At 70.0% G+C, this 19,255-nt stretch carries 9 protein-coding genes and 1 pseudogene; 2 read left to right on the plus strand and 8 right to left on the minus strand.

Going from position 1 to position 19,255, the window contains the following annotated elements:
* Window positions 1-34: 34 nt before the first annotated feature.
* The 4 genes from grpE to ACIQK6_RS22760 form a co-directional block, all read right to left on the minus strand.
* Window positions 35-667 (minus strand): nucleotide exchange factor GrpE, encoded by a 633-nt coding sequence (gene grpE, locus ACIQK6_RS22745; RefSeq protein WP_402695334.1) that lies wholly within the window; start codon window positions 665-667, stop codon window positions 35-37.
* Window positions 664-951, minus strand: a complete 288-nt coding sequence (locus tag ACIQK6_RS22750) for a hypothetical protein (RefSeq protein ID WP_329098537.1) — start codon at window positions 949-951, stop codon at window positions 664-666. Before ACIQK6_RS22750 ends, grpE begins: the two co-directional genes overlap by 4 nt.
* Complete coding sequence (locus ACIQK6_RS22755; RefSeq protein WP_402695335.1) at window positions 948-2,786, minus strand: hypothetical protein; 1,839 nt, start codon at window positions 2,784-2,786, stop codon at window positions 948-950. Before ACIQK6_RS22755 ends, ACIQK6_RS22750 begins: the two co-directional genes overlap by 4 nt.
* A 129-nt stretch (window positions 2,787-2,915) precedes the next feature.
* Complete coding sequence (locus ACIQK6_RS22760; RefSeq protein WP_402695350.1) at window positions 2,916-3,341, minus strand: ATP-binding protein; 426 nt, start codon at window positions 3,339-3,341, stop codon at window positions 2,916-2,918.
* 139 nt (window positions 3,342-3,480) lie between these two features.
* Between ACIQK6_RS22760 and ACIQK6_RS22765 the strand changes: the two are divergent.
* Window positions 3,481-4,279 (plus strand): annotated as a pseudogene (locus ACIQK6_RS22765) (Scr1 family TA system antitoxin-like transcriptional regulator).
* A complete protein-coding gene (locus tag ACIQK6_RS22770; protein ID WP_402695336.1) occupies window positions 4,276-4,467 on the plus strand; it encodes a DUF397 domain-containing protein in 192 nt (63 codons plus the stop codon). The pseudogene ACIQK6_RS22765 and the gene ACIQK6_RS22770 overlap by 4 nt, the downstream one beginning before the upstream one ends.
* A 61-nt stretch (window positions 4,468-4,528) precedes the next feature.
* On the opposite strand, the gene ACIQK6_RS22775 is transcribed toward ACIQK6_RS22770, so the two are convergent.
* The 4 genes from ACIQK6_RS22775 to ACIQK6_RS22790 form a co-directional block, all read right to left on the minus strand.
* Window positions 4,529-5,500, minus strand: coding sequence for an EcsC family protein (locus tag ACIQK6_RS22775; protein ID WP_402695337.1), 972 nt, complete (start codon window positions 5,498-5,500; stop codon window positions 4,529-4,531).
* 137 nt (window positions 5,501-5,637) lie between these two features.
* Window positions 5,638-9,726 (minus strand): Eco57I restriction-modification methylase domain-containing protein, encoded by a 4,089-nt coding sequence (locus ACIQK6_RS22780; RefSeq protein ID WP_402695338.1) that lies wholly within the window; start codon window positions 9,724-9,726, stop codon window positions 5,638-5,640.
* A complete protein-coding gene (locus tag ACIQK6_RS22785) occupies window positions 9,726-12,686 on the minus strand; it encodes a DEAD/DEAH box helicase (RefSeq protein WP_329098529.1) in 2,961 nt (986 codons plus the stop codon). Before ACIQK6_RS22785 ends, ACIQK6_RS22780 begins: the two co-directional genes overlap by 1 nt.
* A 51-nt stretch (window positions 12,687-12,737) precedes the next feature.
* The gene (locus ACIQK6_RS22790; protein ID WP_402695339.1) at window positions 12,738-19,103 is read right to left on the minus strand and encodes a protein kinase; all 6,366 of its coding nucleotides are present in this window, start codon (window positions 19,101-19,103) and stop codon (window positions 12,738-12,740) included.
* Between the last annotated feature and the right edge of the window lie 152 nt (window positions 19,104-19,255).

Here is a 19,255-nt window from a genome sequence, read left to right on the forward strand (position 1 = left end):
ACGGCAGGACGGGGGGTGTAGGGGCGGTGCGTGGTCAGGCGCGGCGAGAACGGCGTCCCCGCCCGGCCGATGCCTTGCGGGGAAGCCGCCGTTGGGAGCGGGTCGTACGCCGGGGCTGGCTCCTTGTGCTGCTCGCCGGAGGCAGCTCGGACTCGGGTACGGGCTCCGGTGCGGGATCGGCCACGGGCTCCGGTGCCGGACCCGGCACCGCGACGACCACCTCCGCGGGCCGCAGCGTGACGGAGCCCCGCCGGAAGCCGGTGACCTTCTCCCGCAGCACGGTGCCGTCCGGGCGGGTCGGATGCGGCTCGGTTCCCACGACGCGCATCTCCGCCGGGTCCGCTGCCCTGCCCAGGACCTCGATCGGGCTGACGTCGTACCGGGCGAACTCGCTGCGCAGCATCACATGGGCCGAGTCGATCTGCTCGCCCAGCACGGCGGCGGCCGACGCCGCCTCCCGGGCGGAGCGAGCCTCGTGCAGGGCTTCGACGCGGCGGCGAGTATCGGCGAGCAGGTCGTCGAGCCGCAGCAGCGATTCCAGCAGGGTGTCCAGACGGGCTTCGGCCTTGTCCCGCTTGCCGGACAGGGCGGCGACCCTGCGTCGCAGTTTGTCGAGCTCGGACGGCGAGGCGTCGGCGTCGGCGTCGACGGGGACCGGACCGGTCATGGGCGTTCCTCGGTGTGCTGGCGGGGCAGTGGCGGAGTGAGCATCTCGGCGACGAGCGCGGCTGCCGGGGTGTGGGAGTTCTGGTTGGCCCGCTCGACGAGCGCGTGCCTGGCCGGGTCCTTCCGGACGGTGGCACTCAGCTCCCGCGCCGCTTGCTTCCGGAGAAACAGGGGCCGGGCGCCGAGCGGGGTGCCGGGAATGAGCTCGTGGAGCGTGGGACCGAACCAGGGGAGCGCGGGCGGTTCGGTGTCGGCGGGCTTCGGGGAGGGTGCTCCGGTGGTCAAAAGAGAGTGTCCTGTCCGGTGTCGGCGTCGCGGCGTGGTGGTCTGACGGAGGCTGGACCGAAGAGATGCCCCTGGGCCGGCAGCCCGGCGCCGACCCGCTCCGCGCACGTGCGGTCCCGAAGCGCCCCACCGGGGTCTCCGGCCGTCTCCCGGGCCCGGGCACGGTTGCGGTAGGCGGCTTCCACGATCTGGTCGAACCGAGCGCTGGCCCCCGTCCGCATCAGGTCCCGGAGGAACAGCTCGATGACGTCCGAGGGGGAGGCGGCATCCTCCAGGTGCTCGGCGAGGTGCAGGAGCGCCTCGTTCAGGTCCTCCCTGACGTGGCTCAGGGTGCGGCTCGGGACGGATGCGGCCGTGTGCAGAAGCCGTACGCGGCGCTCCAGGCCGGCGCGGGCGTCTTCGATGCGGGTGTTCCGGGCCGCGGTGACCAGGATGCCCACGAGCCGGTCGTCGACGAGCCCCTCGCTGGGAGACCCCTCCGGGCCGTCGTACCGGAACATCTCCCGGACGGCGCCGCGTGCCTCATCCGTACGCCCGTGTGCTGCCGCGGTGACGGCCCGCTCGGCGTGGTGGTTCTCCAGCCACAGCCGGGCCGGCATGCATTCCGGGTCGCGGGCGAGGAGGCCCCGCACCTCGTCGACCAGGAGCGCGTCCCCCGCGTGCGCACCCTTGATCGCCTTCTCCAAGTCAGCGGTCAGGTGACTGTCGAGGCCTGCCCGGGCCTCCGGGTGCGTGGGCGTCACGGCCAGGGCGCGCGCGAAACGGCTCCGACTTTCCCGGGGGTCGGAACGCTCGACTCTCTTGCCCTCCGCTACCAGTTCGGCGGTGAGTTCGTCGGCCAGGGAGGTGTCCTGGGGCAGGAGGGAGTGGGCCCGTTCCAGTCCGGCGATCCGTACGCGGGGCGAGTAGTCGCGCCCGGTGCGGCTCCGGCCCACGTTCTTTCCCGCTTGGAGGACGGCCGCCCGTTCGTCGTTCCTGAGGGTGTGCCCGAGCCATACCGCCGCATCGAGGTCGGCGAGGGCCTCGCTCCACTTGTCGGCCCGCGCCAGGTCCCGGCCCCGGCCCGCGAGAGCGCGGGCCAGGGGTACGGCGCATGCGTCATGACCGGGCAGGTCAGCCGGCATGGAGTCGGGGTGCCGGGCCTCGTAGGCGGTGAGGAGCTCGGCGCCGCGGCCGTTGCGGACGAGGTACCCAGCGGCCTCTCCGAGAGTGGTCAGGGCATCCGGTCCGGCGTCTGTGGGAAGGCCGGCGAAGAAGACCGCGCCGCCCTCGCACTCGGCCTCCCAAGCCGTGCTCCAGGCGGAAAGGACGTCCCGCCCGGCCCGCACGTCCAAGGCGCGCAGCAGTTCGCCGACACGCCCACGCAGCTGAGCGAGGGCCTGCTCCCAGACCGCATCGGGCACGGGTTCACCCCGCCGCTCGGTGAGCAGAGCGCGGAAGTCGTCCGGGTCCTCCTCGTCCAGGAGGTACGCCCACAGCACGATCACGACCGCCGCGGTGCGAGCATCGGTGTGCCGCCCCTCCTGAGCCAGCTCGCGGAGAGCCATTACGGCGAGGGCGTGGACGATTCCTGTGTCCGCCTCGACAAGGTCGAAGTCGGGGCACCGGCGCAGTACGTCCGGCCAGTTCCCGACCCGCGCGGCCAGTGCAGCGAGGAGCGTGTCGTGGCGAACGGCGGCGGGCCCGATGTCAGGTACGCCGAACTCGTGTCGCAGTCGCTGCAGAATCGGTTGCACGATGTTGAACTCGGCTTGCAGGAAAGCCTGTACGGCGGCGTCCAACAGGGACTCGGCAGTGACGACCCGGCCAGGTTCACCGGTCTCGTCCGCCTGCATGCGCTGCCGCCCCCTGGATCCCCCACGTAACAAGAACCACCGTAGGGAGGCGTGTTGGCGACGTCAACGCACTTCCCTGCACATCGGGCGATCTTGGCGTGATTCCACCTGTGAGGGTGACTGGCATCGTCAGGCGGGACGGCGACGCGGGCTCGATGCCGGCGGCGAAGTCCTCAGTACGGCCCGGACGGTCTTGCCGCTGGGCGGGTACGGGACCGTGTCCCAGTAGTCGGCGAGCGCGGCGACCGGCGCGAGACCATACCTGCCGGTGTGCAGCGCGAGGGGTGGGGCGTCCTCGTGAGGGTGGGGGAGTCGGGGAAGCCGCTCCCCGCGTGCGTCGGTCACGTCCACGCGGAGCACTTCGGCCGTCGGGTGGAACTGGAGCGCGAGCCGGAAGTCGCGGCCGGGCACGTGGCCGTGGACGACGGCGTTGGCGGCCAGCTCCGCGACGACCAGTTCGGCACGCTCCGTGAGGTCCTGCGGTGCATCCCAGGACCGCAGCGACGAGACGGTGAGCAGTCGGGCGAGCCGGGCGCCTCGACGAGTGGACGACAGGAGCTGGGTGAAGCCGTGCGCAGATAGGCCGAGTTGGGGGTGGAGTTATCCATGGCGCCAGAGTGGCGGCCCGTAGCTGCCGGGGGTGAGCCGTCACGCTGAGTCGTGAAGTCGGGCAGCGCGGAGAAAGGGGCGGCGGATGGACAACGCAGAAGAGGAGATGGTGGCGGGCGCCGGCGGAACCCGGACGGTACCGGCGGGGGACTGGGAGCGGGAACCCCACCCGTCGGACAGCTTGCGCACGTTCGGCGCGGTTCGTCCAGGCCCTCCGCGAGCATGCGGGCCTGAGTCGGGCGGAGCTCGCCGCCCTCGTCCGGTACTCCAAACACACCGTCGAGTCCATCGAACTGGGCCGCCGCATGCCGGACGAGGCGTTCATCGAGCGTGCGGAGGAGGCACTCGGCAACACCGGCGCGCTGCGGCGGGCCGCCCGCCACCTCAGCCGCGGTGAGGTCGGCCTCGCCGCCTGGTTCCGGCGGTGGGCCCGGCTGGAACGGGAGGCGGTGAGCTTGTGCACGTACGAGTGCCGGCTGGTGCCGTGGTTGTTGCAGTTGGAGGCGTAATGCGCGGGCGGTGTTCGACAACAGCATCCCGCTGCTGGCCGAGGAGCAGACGGAGGACCAGCTCACCGCACGGATGGAGCGGCAGCGGATGGTGCGGGAACGGGTGACCGTGCCGTTCAGTTTCATCGTGGAGGAGCACGTGCTCCGGCGCCGGTTGGGCGGCTCCGCGGTGCACGCGAGCATGCTGGACCACGTGCTGGAGCTCACGGCTCCTCGTAACGTGACGCTTCAGGTGGTGCCTATGGAGCTGGAGTTCCACGGGTGCTTGGACGGGTCGGTCCAGTTGCTGGAGACGCTGGAAGGACGCTGCGCTCGCAGGCACTGAACCCCAAGGACTCCCGGGACCTGCTGGAGCGACTGCGAGGAGAGCTATGAGCAGCGGTACGACGGAACTCGCCTGGTTCAAGTCCAGCTACAGCGGCACCCTGGGTGACAGCTGCGTGGAGATCGCGGTCGCCGAAGACGCTGTTCACGTACGGGACTCCAAGGACCTGGCCCACCCTGCCTTCGCCGTGACGCGCGAGCAGTGGGCGCCCTTCGTGAGGTTCGTGGCGGATAGCTGAACGAACGGCGTGCCGTCTGCGACGGCGGCACACCGTCTCGCGTTCAGGGGGAGTGTGGTCTCTACGCGAAGTCGGTCTCGAGGTCGTCGTCCGGATCGGCCGCCAGTGCGGCCGGCAGCGGCAGTCCGTACTTTTCGCACAGGAAGCGGGTCTGGCAGTACCGCTGGGCCTCGGAGGCCACGCGGCCGAGGACTGCGGAGTTCAGGCCGGCGCTGATGAGGATGCCGACGAACGGCACGACCTTGGCCACGGTTTTGACCGACACCTTGGAGCCCGCCGGGCTCAGGTGCTGCATCAACTTTTCAAGAGCGGCCACCAGTTTGTGGTCGTGACGGAGCTTGTCCGAAAACCTCACGCGCCCCTTGAGTGCCTGCGCCGCCTGCGCGGTCTTGTGTAGCGGCTCGGCCTTGGCCACCTGCGCTTTGAAGGACTGGTGCACCAGGCGCTGGATGAAGAGCTGCTCATCGGGGTCCTTGGCGTCGTAGCCGTAGGAGTATGCGATGCGCGCGGCTATCGACGCGCTCAGGACCTGGATGACGAGGATGTCCGCCGTCATCGCGGCGGGGATACCGGCGACGGGGACCATGGCCAGTGCACCCATGGCGCCCCCCTCGAACGCGCCGGCGGTCCGCCACTTCATGGTGTTGGCGCCCAGCAGCCGGTCGCAGACCTTGAGGTCCTGCTCCCGCAGATCGGCGTAGCTGTCGATTTTGAGCCCTTGCTTTCGGGCGATCTTCTCGACGCTTTTCGGGTCGTTGAGCTCCAACGCCCAGTCGTTGACCAGGTCGAGCAGTGCTGTCGCGCCCGCGACCGCCGGTCGCAGGGCCGCATCGGCGATCGCGTCACCCGCGCGACGTATGGGCTCCTTGACCGCTTCCGGCACGGCCTCCTTGACCCGACGCCCTGCGTTTCCCGCGACCTCCCCGGTGCGGTCGAGGGCGTTGGTCGCCCATTTCGGCAGACCACGGCGGTTGTTGCGGCGCTCCCAGTGTTCGTTGAGGGCCTTCCAGACCTGCTCCTCGTACGTGCTCATCGAGGGTGGGGCCGTGTGAATGCTCAATGAGGTTCTCCATTTCGAGGGTGACGGCGGGGTGCGCGGGGGCCGATATTCGAGGTCGAGCGGGCGGCGCTCCCTGGGGTGAGCGCAGACGCGGTCACCCCAGGTGCGGATCAGGCGTGGCGGGGGCCCTGGCCGGGGGGCGGGGTGAGGGTGGACCGGTACTCGGTCAGGCCGGCTGTGGCCATCCGGTCGTACTCGGCGAGGATCAGATTCTTGGTGCGGTACTCGCCGTGCGCCTTCATGTCGTTGTCGCGGGTGACGTTGAAGGTGTCCAGGATGTAGGCGGTGTCGTCGCGAGTGATGCCGTAGAGGTGGAAGAACAGGGCGTCCAGCTCGGCGCGGATCACGGCGCGGCGGTCCGGATCCCAGCGGAAGGGTGCGCTGGTGTCGCCGAGATCGCGGGCGAACCCCGTCATGTCGTCGCTGGTGTAGGCCAGTTCAAGTACGCGTGGGTTGATGAATTCCGTGTGCGGTGCGAGCTGGTCGGGAGTGGGGACCGGCATCTGCTGGACGTAGCCGTAGGTGAGGTGCGTGCCACCGACCTTCTGACGGACAGCGTAGTCACAGGCCAGGGACGACCAGACGGTTGCGAGGAGCGGAGCCTGTCGCGGCCGGGCAGGGAGCGCCAAGAAGAAGGAGTTTCCGAAGCCATGGGCAGGGGCTAGGGATGCGATCATAGTGCGCTCGTTGCCCTTGTTCGTGATGTCGCGCCAGCCCAGGACCCAGTCGCGAGTCCAGCCCTTCTCGGCCAATCGGCCGCGTACGCCCAGGGCCGTGATCTCCGTGTCGTTCTTTGCGAACTTTCCCGTGGGAATTTCGCCTTCCGCTACCCAGTAGCGGGCCGTGGGGACGGCGGCGGCATTCTGGTGCTGTTCCTGGGTAAAACGGGGGAGGGTGCCGACGGCGAGTTGGTTCTCGGTTGCGCCCTCGTAGGTGGAGAAGCGATGGTCATAGTGGTGCAGCATCTTTGCTTCGTACAGGGGGAGCATGCGCTCCTCACCTCGCACCAGAACGTTGCCGTCAAGGCGCCAGCCGTCCTTGAGGAGGTCGTCGAAGGTCTCGCCGTTCTGGACATCGGGGCAGAAGAGGTGGGAGTCGTGCGACAGGTCGAACATGCGCATGAACGAGACGCCCCATGGGTTGCCGTCGGTCGTCTTCGTCTCGTCGACGAGGATAGGGACACGGCGGTAGATTCTGAGGGTGATTTCCGCGTCGCGCCGGTTGCGGAAGACGGGGCAGGTACCGGTGTTCGGGTTGAGGAGCTGGATGTCGCGTCCCGTCAGGAGGTATGAACGCTCCTGGATCTGCGTGGTCTGACGAACTCCGAAGGCGATGGATACTGGTGCCTCGGGGGATCCGGAGCCCGCCATGCAGAACAGGGCAAAGTTCACGCGGTGGTCAACCCCAGGGAAGATTTTCTCCTCGTTCTCGAAGCCGTAGAGGGCTGCCAGGTGGCCCTTGGTGATGAGGTCCTTGAAGAAGTACTGAGTTCGACTGTCTGTTGCGACACCAGTTGGAACGATCACGCCCGTGCGGCCACGAGCTGATGTCAGCACGCGGTCGTTCTCGGCGAACAGGGCATAGACATTGAGATTTCCCTGGCCGGTCAAGAGATAGCGGCCGGAGATGCGAAGGAAGTGACTCTCGCCGTACACCTGTCGCTTGGCGGCTTGATAGTCGTTGTAGAGCTGAACTGTGTCCGGGTCTTCGCTGAGAGCTTGGATCTTCCTTTTCCTGGCCGCCGTGTTGTTGGTCGCCGCGATGTCCGGTGCGCGTACGGCGAAGAATTCGGTCTCGGGGAAGTTCACGCTGTCCCACGGCGGGTTCCCCACCACCGCGCTGAACCCGCCGGCCCAGCCCGTACCCGGTTGGACACCGGCGCCCGACTCCGGGACGGAGAAGACTTCCGGGAACTCCAGATGCCAGTGGAAGAAGCTGTACTGATCCCGCAGCCGCAGGACCTCGGCGTGGGTGCCGTCCGACACCGCGGTCTGGTCTCGCCCCCGCAGTGCCCGAAACACCTGGTCCGTCGGAGCCTCCGGCGCCCCCTCGTGCTTGGGCCACACGAACGCCGCGCACCACGCATCGGCAGCGTGCAGATCGTGCACGTACGCAGCCGACTCCGTGTACGCACGGTAGGCGGACTCCTGGGCGTGTACCTCCTCCAGCGACTCGGCAGGGGCGGCGGTGATGCGGGCCAGCTCAACGCCATACCGCTCGTTGCCCGGCAAGGGTTCTGTGTCGAAGAGGAGCTCGTCCTGGCCGCCCCGCTGGGCCTTGTTCCGCTTGACGAGGGCAGACGCGTACTTGCGGTCGTCGCCCTCAAGCGGCTTGAAGGCGTCGTCGGGGATGCCTTCTCCGAGCAGCTTCGGGGTCGCACCGATCAGGCCGTTGCCGTGCTTGACGTGGGCGTCGAGGAAACCGAGCGCCTTGCCCGGCTCCATCCCCTCCAGCCACAGTGAAACCTTCGCCAGCTCCACGGCCATCGGGTTGAGGTCGACGCCGTAGATGCAGCGGGCGACGACCTCGCGGAGCGCATGCCGTACGGCGTCGTCCGTCGGCTCCGGGTTGCGTTCGCGCACCGAAGCCACCCGCTTGGCGATGCGTCGGGCCGACGCCACCAGGAAGTGGCCGGAGCCGCATGCCGGGTCGCAGACCGTCAGGGACAGCAGCTCGGCCACGATGTCGTCGGCCGGGTCGGGGTGGCCGGCGGTGGTGGCGCGCTGTTCGCCCCGCTTGACCGCGTCGTCTATCACCGGGTCGAGGGTGGTGTCGAGCAGGCACTCGATGAGGGAGGACGGGGTGTAGTAACTGCCCGTCGTCTTGCGGGTGTTGCCAGCCACCTCCACCAGCTCGAAGCTTCGGTCCGTCGCCGAATGCTTCGGCTCCAGCTCCAGCAGGGACTCGTAGACCGAGCCCAGTTCCTCGGCGTCCAGGTGCCGGTAGTCCACGGGCCGCCAGCGCCGCGCGCCCTGGTCGCGGACCTGGGCGAGGTGGCGGATCGCGGAGAGCAGCGACTCGTTGGACAGCTTCAGGCCGCCCAGCGGAGCATCCGTCTCGGTGTCGGAGAACAGGCCGCCGAGGCCCGGCAGCGCCAGCTCGGGGCGGCCGCCCTCCGTGCCGAGGGCTTCGAGGACGATGCGCAGGGCCTCGTACTGGTCGCCGTGGGCCGTGCCCTGGCGGCGGCGGGCGCGCTCGCGCAGGCGGGCGGAGGAGAAGTACCGCTCGTAGGCGTCCCGCGCCCCCTCACCGGCCTCCGGGTCGAGCAGCGCGCCGCGGTCCTCGGCGACGAAGACGAACAGCAGCCGGTAGACGAGCCGCAGCAGGGCGTCCCGCAGCGCCCTCGGGTCGGTGTTCTCCCGCAGTGCGGCGTTGTCCGGGTGGCGCAGGAAGCCGGTGCCGAGGACGGTCAGGGCGTTCTGTACGCCCAGGCGCAGCTGGTCCAGGGCGCGGGTGCCGGAGGTGACGGCCTCGGCGCGCCACTTCTCCAGCCAGCACCCGGCCGCCGACGTCCCCTCGGGCACGGTGAACCGGGAGGCGTGCAGCAGGCTGTACAGGAGGACGAACTCGCTGAACAGCTCGCCGTCGAAGAGGGCTTCGAGGTCGACGTCGACGTAGGCCGCCGTGGAGAAGGACGAGGAGTCGCGCAGCAGGCGGAGCCGGCGGCCGTTGGTGACGACCGCCCACAGGTGGGCTTCGGTGCGGTTGAGGCAGTCCTGGACCATCGACTGGGCGGGGACCTGGCCGGGGGCCGGGCGTTTGTCGAGGTCCTGGTTCCACGGGACCTGGTGGATGAGGGCCGGGCCGTGCCGGTGGGAGACCGGGAAGCGCTTGTCCGGGTCGGAGTCGGCCGCGATGCCCTCCGCGCCGACCTCCGTCAGCGCGCCGAAGTCCAGCTTGCGGAAGAGCTGGGCGAGCCAGTCGGTGCCGGCGCGGCCCGTCGGGTCGGCGGCGGGCGCGCCGGTCTCCGGGTGCGGGGGCAGGGCGGCGCGCAGGTCGCGCCAGAGCGGCTTGAGGTACTCCCAGGCTCGCTCGGCCTCGAGCCGTACGGGTACCGAGGCGGGCAGGCCGTAGTCGGCGGACTTGGTGCCCGGGAGGTTCCGTGCCTCGGCGATGCGCAGCAGCATGTCGGAGGGGAGCAGGCCGCCGACCGGGGCGACGGCGGTGAAGGCCAGGGCGGTGCGTGTGGCGGCGGACATCAGGCTTCGGCTCCGGACACGGTAGGGGCTGACGCGACGGGGGGCAGGTAGACGTACACACCGAGGACGTCGGCGGGCTCCTGCGGGACGACCTTGAGGCCGCGGACGATCTCCTCGTTGGCCTTGCGCACCCGGCGGTGCGAGGCGTCGAGCTCGCCGGCCAGGCTTGTTCCGTAGGCGGTGAGATGCGCGGTCAGGTCCGGCAGGCCGTCCAGGGCCTTGGTGATGGCGTTGCGGGCGGCCAGCTCGTGGGTGTTGCCGCTCGCACGGGCCGCGAGGAGAGCGGTTGCGGCGTCGTCGTCCAGCCAGCGGGCGCGCGCCGGCATCCCCTCGTACGCGAGGAGCCGCGCGTCCTCGGCGACCAGCTGCTGATCGCCCTTGCGGGACGGCAGCGTCAGGTGGAACCGGTAGCGGACCAGGAGGAGCGTGGTGCGGGCGGTCACGGCGTCCGTGGTGACCACGCCGCAGCGGCGCGCGGGGCGGGGGCCGGGGGTCTTCGCGTCCAGCGCCGAGTCCAGGACGTACGAGGCGATGGCGCCGATCGCCGGGTCGGTGCGGACCAGTGCCGCCTCGCCGCGGGCGATCGCCGGCGTGGTGCGGAACGGGATCTCGCGGTCCTCCTCGACGATCCGCCCGCCGAGCGTGGCGGCGAGCGCGTCCCGCAGACCGGCCGGGGTGCCGCCGGGCTGGGCGGTGAAGTCACCGGAGCCGTCGCGCCCAGAGGACGTCGCAGTGCGGACCAGGGCATTCAGGTCCCGCAACGCCTCCAGGGCGAAGCCGCGGACCTCGTCGGCGCCGCCGAGCGCGGCCCGTACGGCGGCGACCTCGCGCGCCACCTCTTCCGGGTGGATCGTGCGCTGGGCGTACTTGGACTGGGACGTCTTCTCCCGCTCTGCGGCGGAGTTCCACTCGCGCTCGATCCGGTCGAACGACTCCTGGTGGCCGTCCAGTTCGAACAGGCTCTCCTGGCTGCCCTGCCGTCCGTGCAGCAGCAGCCACTCCACGACGGCGTCGGTGACACCGGAGGCGGTCTCGTCCGGGACGGAGACGGAGATGCCGAGGTCCTTCAGGATCTGCCGGTGCTTCTCGAACAGCACCTTCAGGACCTTGCCGTCGATGCCGTTGTCCTCGCCGAACATGGTGATGACCCGGACCTGGTCGCGCTTTTGCCCGTACCGGTCGACACGGCCCTCGCGCTGGTCGTGACGGGTCGGGTTCCAGGCCAGGTCGTAGTGGACGACGGCGTCGAAGTGGTGCTGGAGGTTGACGCCCTCGGACAGGCAGTCGGTGGCGATCAGCACCCGGCGGACGGCCGGGTCGGCGGCGTCCTCGGCCGAGCCGGTGGCGAGCTGTTCGATGCGCTCCAGACGCTGCTGCGGGGAGAGCGTGCCGGTCACCGCGGCGATCCGGGCCTTCTTGCCGAGCTTTCCCTCCAGCTGGGAGGCGAGGTACTCGGCGGTGGGGATGTAGCGGCAGAAGACGATCGGGTGGTAGCCGTCGGCGATCAGGCCCTTCAGGTGCCGGATGAGGGATTTCAGCTTCGCGTCCTCGGCCGGACCGACGAGCTGCGCGGCCCGCTCGGACAGTTCGAGCAGTCGCGCTCCCGCCTCTTCCGACTCGGCGGCGCCCGGGGCGACGTCCATGCCCTCGAGGCGGTCGTTCTCGGCGGAATCGGAGGCCACCGGGGCGCCCAGTAGATCCGCCTCCTGGGCGGTGCGGGCGGCCGCCGACTCCGAGCGGGTCTTCAGGGTCTGGGCGGCGGCCGCCGGTGAGGACACCATCGAGCGCAGCAGGGCGATCACCGACCACCAGGCGATCCGGGACTCCCGCTTGCCCTGCTCCCCGGCCGCTGTGACGCGATCGCGCGCGTAGGCGATGGCGTCGTCCAGCAGCGCCCGGTAGGCGGGCGTCAGCTTGTACGGCTCGTCCTTCGTCCAGCGGTCCGACGGGAACGCGGTCCGCTCGGCCAGGGAGTCGTCGGCGAGACCGTCCTCCTTGGTGAGGTAGTTGCGGACGTCGGCGCGCTTGCGGGCCACGAAGTGCTTGGCCAGTTCGGCCCGCCCCTTGGGGGACTCCAGGTCCAGCGTGGCGAGTTCGGGCCGCACGAGGCCGATCAGGTTGCGGAACGCGGCCTCCTTGCCGGAGTGCGGGGTCGCGGTCAGCAGCAGCAGGTGCCGGTCGGGGGAGGCGGAGACGCGGCGCAGCAGCTCGTAGCGGAGCTGGTTCGCCGAGGAGGAAGTACCGCCCTGGGCGTTGTCGTCGGCGGCCACGCAGGAGTGGGCCTCGTCGACGATGACCAGGTCGGGGCAGTGCTTGACGAAGTCCTCGCGGTGCCGGGTCGACTTGATGAAGTCCGTGGAGATGATCGTGTAGGGGTGCTTGTCGAACAGGGACTGGCCCAGCTCCAGACCGCGCTCCAGGCGCGACACTGTGGAGGCCAGTATCAGTTCGGCGTCGATGCCGAACTTCTCCCGCAGCTCGGACTGCCACTGCTCGGCGAGGGCCGGGGCGCACAGCACCGCGAGGCGGCTCGCCTCGCCCTGAGCGAGCAGCTCCTTGGCGATCAGGCCGGCTTCGACCGTCTTGCCGATGCCGACGTCGTCTGAGATCAGCAGCCGCACCGTGCGCTGCCGCAGGGCCATGAGCAGCGGCACGAGCTGGTACGCCCTGGGTTCCACGGCGATCGACGCCAGCGAGCGGAATGGGCCCGCGCCCGAACGGAACCCGATGCGCAGCGCCGTACGCAGCAGGCCGGCGGCTCGCTGGTCGCCCAGATCGGCCGGGTTCGGAGCCGCGAACTCGGCCGGCTCCACCTTTTCGAACGGGAACACGGCCGCGATGTCGTCATCGCTCCCGCCCAGGGGGCGCAGCACCAGCATGGCGTCGGTGCTCTCCGGCAGCACCACCCATTCCCGGCCACGGGCGGTGACCAGGGAGCCGGCCGAGTACGTGAGGCTCATGAGTTGTCTCAGTTCCTAGAGGTCGAGAAAGGAAGGTCTGGGGAGGGTAGGTCAACGGAGGTGGAAATAGTCGGCGTTGTGCCCGGTGATGGCGTCCCAGTCCGCGTCCGTGGGGAACCGCAGGACGTCCCAGCCGGCGTCCTCCAGGCGGTAGCCGGCCTCGATGTCGCGCATCGAGTCGGCCGTACGGCCGGGTCCGTCGACGAACACGGCGAGGGTGGCGCCGTCCAGCCGGAAGACGAGGTCCGGGCGGGCCCCCGCCTCCGGGACGAAGACCTCGACCTCGTCGGGCAGCCGGTAGCCCTTGGCCCGAAGCCAGCCGAGCAGGTCGCCGCCGGCGACCAGTGCCCCCAGATCGGCCTCCAGCGGCGTCGGCGTCGGCGCCGTGGACGGCTGCGCGTCGCGTGAGACGTCGGCCACCGGCGCGAGCCTGCGGAATTGCTCGCTGCGCGACTCGCCCCGGTCCTCCCGCTCGGTGTGGGCACTGGCCAGCCGCATGAGCAGCGGTTTGGCGCTGTGCCGGCTCAGCCGACGGTGGTGGGTCTGGTTCGCGTAGCTGAGCAGACAGACGTAGCAGCCGCGGGCGCACTGCTCGTCGGTCGAATGCCCGTCTTCGTCCTCGGCCTCGTCCTTGCCGGTCACCGGGTCGAAGTGGCAGATCTCCAGGGCGGTCCGGGCCGCCCTCGCGAGGGCGCCCTTGTCGTGCTGGATGCGCCGCAGCACACCGGCGCCGCCCTCGGTCGCCTCCATGAAGAGGATGCGCCGCCGCGGACCGTCGTCCGGAGGCAGCAGCTCGGCGGTGAGCTCGGAGTCCTCCAGCTCGAACGCCGCCTCGATGCCCCGTTCCAACGCGTACATGACCGACAGGGCCACCGGCTCGGGCTGCGGCTCGTCGAGGGTGACCACGAGGATGTTGCGACGGTCCTCCACGTAGGGCAGGACACGCCGCTTGCGGCGCTTCTCGTTCCCGTCCTCGTCGACCACCGGCATACCGGTCCCCTCGATGGCGTCCGCGGCGGCCCGGTCGTTGAGCCAGCGGCCGTCGCCCAGATCGAGCCAGTAGCCGTCCGGCTCGCCTTCCTTGTCGCGGACCCGGCCGAGATTGGTGATGCGGACGGTCGCCGAATCGCCGTAGTCCAGGTCGAGGACGGGTGCTCCTTCCACGTCGGTGACATGTGAGGTGAGACGTCCCTTGCGGGCGCCGTGCTCCTGGAAGGCGTACGAGGTCTCCAGCCGGAAACCGGCCCGGCGGCGCTCCTCCTCGTCCGAGGAGATCCGCTCGCGCGGCGTGGTGTACACGGTGTGCAGGTGCAGCAGTCCGGTCCGCTTGCTCCTCAGCGGCTCGGCGCACATGTCGCAGACGTCGGCGCCGACCTTGACCGCGTAGTGGTAGCCGCAGCCGTCGCAGCGTCGCGCCTCCGCCGTCGCCAGATCGCCCGAGGCGTCCGGCGGCAACTGAACGCGGGTGACCTGGTAGCGGGCACCCTCGTGGTAGATGAGCGCCCCGGGGCCGAACTCGCGGATCGCGAGGAAACGGGGACGCTGCAGATAGTCGCCGTCGGCGTTGCGGCGGTTGCCGGAGCGCGGAATGTACGCGGCCAGCGGCAGCCGCGGGAAGCTGTAGCCGGGCAGGAACCCCTCGGACGCCAGGTACCGGTACGGGTTGAAGTCGCTCATCACCGACTTGTTGTCGGACGAGCGGTTCAGCAGCAGGTTCGTCTGCGTCTCGGCCTCGCGGCGGCGGGTACGCGCCCGGCTCTGCTCGCCCTGCGACAGGGTGTGGTCGACGACGCGCCTGTTCTGCTCGTACTGGTCGATGACAGCCGCCCGGAACAGCTCGCGCCAGCGGTTGAAGGCTTCGTCGAACCGCTGCGGGGCGCGCTCGATCCGGTCCTCGATCCACTCGTCGTACCACCACGTGGTGGCGGCGAGATCATTGATCAGCGGGTTGAGGACGGTACGGGCTGCTGTTGCGGCGCGGCGGCGAGCCCCCTCGTCCAGCGACAGGTCGCAGATTCCGTCGACGAGCGGCAGCGCCATCTGCGGATCGGGCCGGTCGCCGGCATCGGGGTCATAGGCGACATCGACGACGTCCGGGATCGCGGTCCCCAGCTTCATGCCGGTCTCGGCCAGCCAGATGCCCTGCAGATGGGAGCGGACCAGGTCCTCATTGGCCAGCTCGAGACGCGGCGGCGTCACCTGCCCGGCCACCATCTTCTCGGAACGGCGGAAGTAGTACTGGTCGTGGCTGTTGCCGGTGGCGCAGTACGTGGCCACCAGCGCGGGCTGACCGGAACGGCCCGCCCGGCCCGAACGCTGCGCGTAATTCGCGGGCGTGGGCGGTACGTTGCGCATCAGGACGGCGTTGAGCGAGGAGATGTCCACGCCCAGCTCCATCGTTGGCGAGCAGTACAGCAGCGGGAGCTCGGCGCTGCGGAACTGCCGCTCGCGCTCCAGCCGGTCCTCCGGTGTGACCTGCGCGGTGTGCTCCCGGGCGAACAGCCCTGCCAGCTCGGCCGCCGCCGTCTGGTAGAGGTCGCGGAAGAAGGGGTTGACGCGGGGTCCCTCGCCCTGGCTGTAGGTACGGGCCAGCGGGTCGACCGCGCCGCGCTCGCCGTTCCCCGCACGCCAGACGAGGGCCGCGGCCGACACCCGGTATCCGGTCCGCTTCTGTGCGGCCGCGCGGCGGAATGCCGGTCCGGAGCGCTCGGGCGTCGCGTCCACCTCACGGACCAGTTCCGCCGCGAGCAGCACCTTCAACAGGTCCTCGATGATGCCCTGGACGTCCTCGGGAGGGAGTTCGCGCAGCTCGGGCATGTTCCGGCGGAGGTACTTGCCGAACTTGCCCCGGGCGGAGAGGAAGAGAGCGGTGCGCTCCATGCCCGGGCGCGAACCGTACGGGTAGGCGGTGCCGACCGCGGGCCGGTCGCCCTCGCTGAGCACCCACGGACCGGTCAGGCGCTCCTCGCTCGCCCGTTGCAGGGCGTCGAAGTCGTCGCGGAAGTACTGGACGTCGATGGCGAGAGCCCGGCGCATGTGGTCGAGCAGCGTCCGGGCGACCTCCTCCCGCAGGGCGGGGTCGGCGTTGCGGAGTTCCGCGTGCGCGGACTCCCAGCGGTCCGGCTGCGCGGCGATCCAGGCCAGGTCCTCGTAGTCGATCCTCAGCAGCCCGGTCTGTTCGAGGTTCGGCATCGTGATGCGCCAGCCGCGCTCCAGGTCCCGGTAGAGCCGGTACCCGACGACGTCCCGGAAGGCCTTCGCCGCCCGGCGCTCCATCGACGGGGCCAGGGACGCCCCTCCGGTGTACTCGCGCGTCGACAACCCCATCACGGCGGTTACCGCCTCGGCGAGGTCGTCGTGGTGCAGCCCTTCCTCACCTGCCCGCAGGGCGGCCTCGTAGAGGGCTCCGCGCAACTGGGTCACCTGCGCGAAGTCGTTGAAGTGTCCGGCCTGGAGCGAGGCGTCCTGGCGGTTGTCGACGAAGGTGAGGAGCTTGCGCGCCTCCTTGCCCAGACTGTCCTCGGGTACGGCCCGAAGGGACTTGACGATCGACGCCGAGATCAGGGAGGTGGCCGAGGAGCGGCCCTCCTGGTCCAGCGTGGCCAGCTTGGCGAAATCCCGGCCGCGCGTCTGCTCGTAGGAAACCTGGCAGTGCACGCAGAACAGGAACGGCGCCGGGACGAACGCGGCCGTCAGACCATCTCCCGACTCGTTCCCGAAAGGATCCACGATGACGCGCTTGGGAACCCGAGGGCGGTACGACTTCTTGACGACGGTCGCACCCTGCGCGTCGGGCTCCAGCCACGACTCCGGCAACCGCCGGTCGTCCACGGCCGTCTGAGGATCCGCCGGCCATTCGTAGTCCTCGCCGGGGATGCCGAGGTACAGATATCCCTCGCCGTCACGGCCGCCCGAGGCGGACGTGTCCCGGCGCGGCTCGTACCGGAACGAACCCTGGTCCTCGGTGCGCCAGACGGTCAGGTACTCCTGGCCGCACTCCCGGCAGAACGCCAGCGGGAAGAGCGGCATGCCGCCGCTGTTCGGTTGCTCCAGCTGGTACGTACGGGTGAGCGGCCTGCTGAGCGGATCCTGCAGCGTCGTGTAGACGGTGTCGCCCTTGGAGAGGAACTGGTGCAACCGGAAGGCAAACAGGGGGCGTTCCGTCACCGGGTGCTTCGCCCGCGAGCCTGCCTCCAGCGTGGTGCGGATCGCCTCGCAGACCTTCTCCTCGGATACCCCGGACTCGTCGGCCAGATCGACGGCCGCGGCCTCGACGGTCCCGGGGGCACAACGGCGCAGCCGCCCGGTTTCCTTCTCGCGCTCCAGACCGAACCGCGACTCCAGCCAGCGGGCCAGCGAGTCCTTCGTCAGAGCCTCGTACGAGAGAGGGGCTGCCGGTACCCGCAGGCGTTCGGCGGGCACGATCGCCGGAGCTTCCTCGGTCGCCCGGACGAGGGTCTCTCCGATGACGCGCTTCGGCAGCAGGGTCGTCCCGAACAGCCGTCCGGCGACCTTGGCCACCTCGCGCTGCTGGTCCTCCCAGGAGCCCTCGGTGGACATTGTCGCGGAGGTGCCGATGCACTGCAGGGTGGCGGAGGCACGGCATGCCTCGCGGACCCTGCGGATCAGGAACGCCACGTCGGCGCCCTGCCGTCCCCGGTAGGTGTGGAGCTCGTCGAAGACGAGGAACTGCAGCCCGTCCGCCATGCGGATGAGACTCGACCGGTCGTCCGGCCGGGTCAGCATCAGCTCCAGCATCACGTAGTTCGTCAGCAGGATGTCCGGAGGGTTCTTGCGCAGCTCCCGGCGCTGTTCGTCGGACTCCTGCCCGGTGTAGCGGGCGAAGGTGACCGGCTCGTGGCCCGCGCCGAAGCCGTGGCGCAGGTACTTCTCTAGCTCCATGAGCTGCGAGTTGGCCAGGGCGTTCATCGGGTACACGACGATCGCGCGGACCCGGTTCCCCGCTTGGGGGCCCGCCGTCTCGCGCTCCTTGAGGACGCGGTCCACGATCGGGACGATGTACGACAGGGACTTGCCGGAACCGGTACCCGTGGTCAGCACGTAGGAGTCGCCGGCCTGGGCGGCCTCGATCGCCTGCCGCTGGTGCAGGTGGAAGGTGAGCGGCCGGCCGTCCGGACGCCGCGCGCCCTCCTTCTTTCCCGCCTGGAAGATCTCGACGCACCGGGGGTGCAGCACGCCGTCCCGGACGAGATCCGTGACCTGCCCGCCGTCCGCGAAGAACGGATTCAAGGACAACCACGGGTCCGGCCACTGGGACTTCTTTGCCAGGTCGTCCTTGACGAAGCCCTCGATACGGGGGTCCCGGATCACCGTCGCGCTCTTGGTGAAGCTTTCGTACTCGTTGATCAGCTCCGAGTGGATGCCGAAGACGTCCATCGTCTCGGGCAGCCGCGGCTGCCTGCGCGGTACGGGCACGGGCGCTGCCGGGGCACGTTCGGGAAGCAGGGAGCGCAGCCGCTTCACCGGATCCATCACCTGCCAGTGCGGAGCCAGCAGGGCGGCCGTGTCGTCCGGCGCGAACGCCAGCGGGACCAGCACGTCACGGAGCAGGGCGGCGTTCTCGGGCCGCAGCTCGGAGTCCTTCTCCAGCAGCCGGTCCACCAGGCGGACCAGCTCTGCGGGGAGGTCCGGACGTACCAGGGTCAGGATCGGCGGTCGGTCGTGCTGGTGCTGCTCGGAGAGTTCGTACGGGGTTCGCGCCGAGAAGGGCGGCTGCCCGATGAGGAGTTCGTACAGGATGCAGCCGAGCGCGTAGAGGTCGGCGAGGCCGGAGACGCGTTCGGCCCGGAACTGCTCCGGCGCCATGTAGCGGGCCGTGCCCACGCTGACGCCCGTACTCGTCAGCCGCGTCTGGTCGGGGTCGTCGACGATCGAGCCCATGCCGAAGTCGAGGATCTTGACGGTGCCGTCGCCGGTCAGCATCACATTGGCCGGCTTCAGATCGCGGTGGACGACTCCGGCGGTGTGAGCGGCGGTGAGACCGGCGGCGATCTGCGCCCCGATGGCGCAGACCCAGGAGACCGGGAGCTGGGGTTCCTCGTCGATGAGATCGGCGAGCGGGTGACCGTCCAGCAGTTCCATGGCCAGGTAGGGCAGACCACTGCCGCCCGGCGTCTCGTCGACGCCACCGTCGATGAGACGGGTGAGGTTCGGGTGGCCGTGGGAGAGCATGCGCATGATCCGCACTTCGCGGCGGAAGCGGTCGATCTCCGTGTTGGACCCCGAGGTGTCGACTGCGATCCCGGTCCGCCCACGCAGCACTGTCTTGATCGCGACCTCCCTGTGCGGGGAGTCGGGGGCAGCATGAAGATCTTCGGCTCGGTGTACCTCGCCCATGTTCCCGCGCCCGACGAATTCCGTGATCCGGAACCGCGTGTCCACCGTCTCCAGGGTCACTGCCCCTCCCCGTGTTTCACCCGTCACGCGCCAGATGGATACATTCCGGATGGAGCGTATACCAATGACTATCGCTGAGGGTTACACAGATCCGTTGACATGGTCAACAGGTGTGGCGCGCGCGTAGGGCGGCTCAGGTGGGCAAGATGGTC

This window comes from Streptomyces sp. NPDC091682 (assembly GCF_044756625.1).
GTDB lineage: Bacteria > Actinomycetota > Actinomycetes > Streptomycetales > Streptomycetaceae > Streptomyces.

Bases quoted from the DNA above. Each gene is read 5' to 3' on its own strand.
- grpE (WP_402695334.1), bottom strand. From the start codon at position 667: ATGACCGGTCCGGTCCCCGTCGACGCCGACGCCGACGCCTCGCCGTCC.
- ACIQK6_RS22755 (WP_402695335.1), bottom strand. From the start codon at position 2,786: ATGCAGGCGGACGAGACCGGTGAACCTGGCCGGGTCGTCACTGCCGAG.
- ACIQK6_RS22770 (WP_402695336.1), top strand. From the start codon at position 4,276: ATGAGCAGCGGTACGACGGAACTCGCCTGGTTCAAGTCCAGCTACAGC.
- ACIQK6_RS22775 (WP_402695337.1), bottom strand. From the start codon at position 5,500: ATGAGCACGTACGAGGAGCAGGTCTGGAAGGCCCTCAACGAACACTGG.
- ACIQK6_RS22780 (WP_402695338.1), bottom strand. From the start codon at position 9,726: ATGTCCGCCGCCACACGCACCGCCCTGGCCTTCACCGCCGTCGCCCCG.
- ACIQK6_RS22785 (WP_329098529.1), bottom strand. From the start codon at position 12,686: ATGAGCCTCACGTACTCGGCCGGCTCCCTGGTCACCGCCCGTGGCCGG.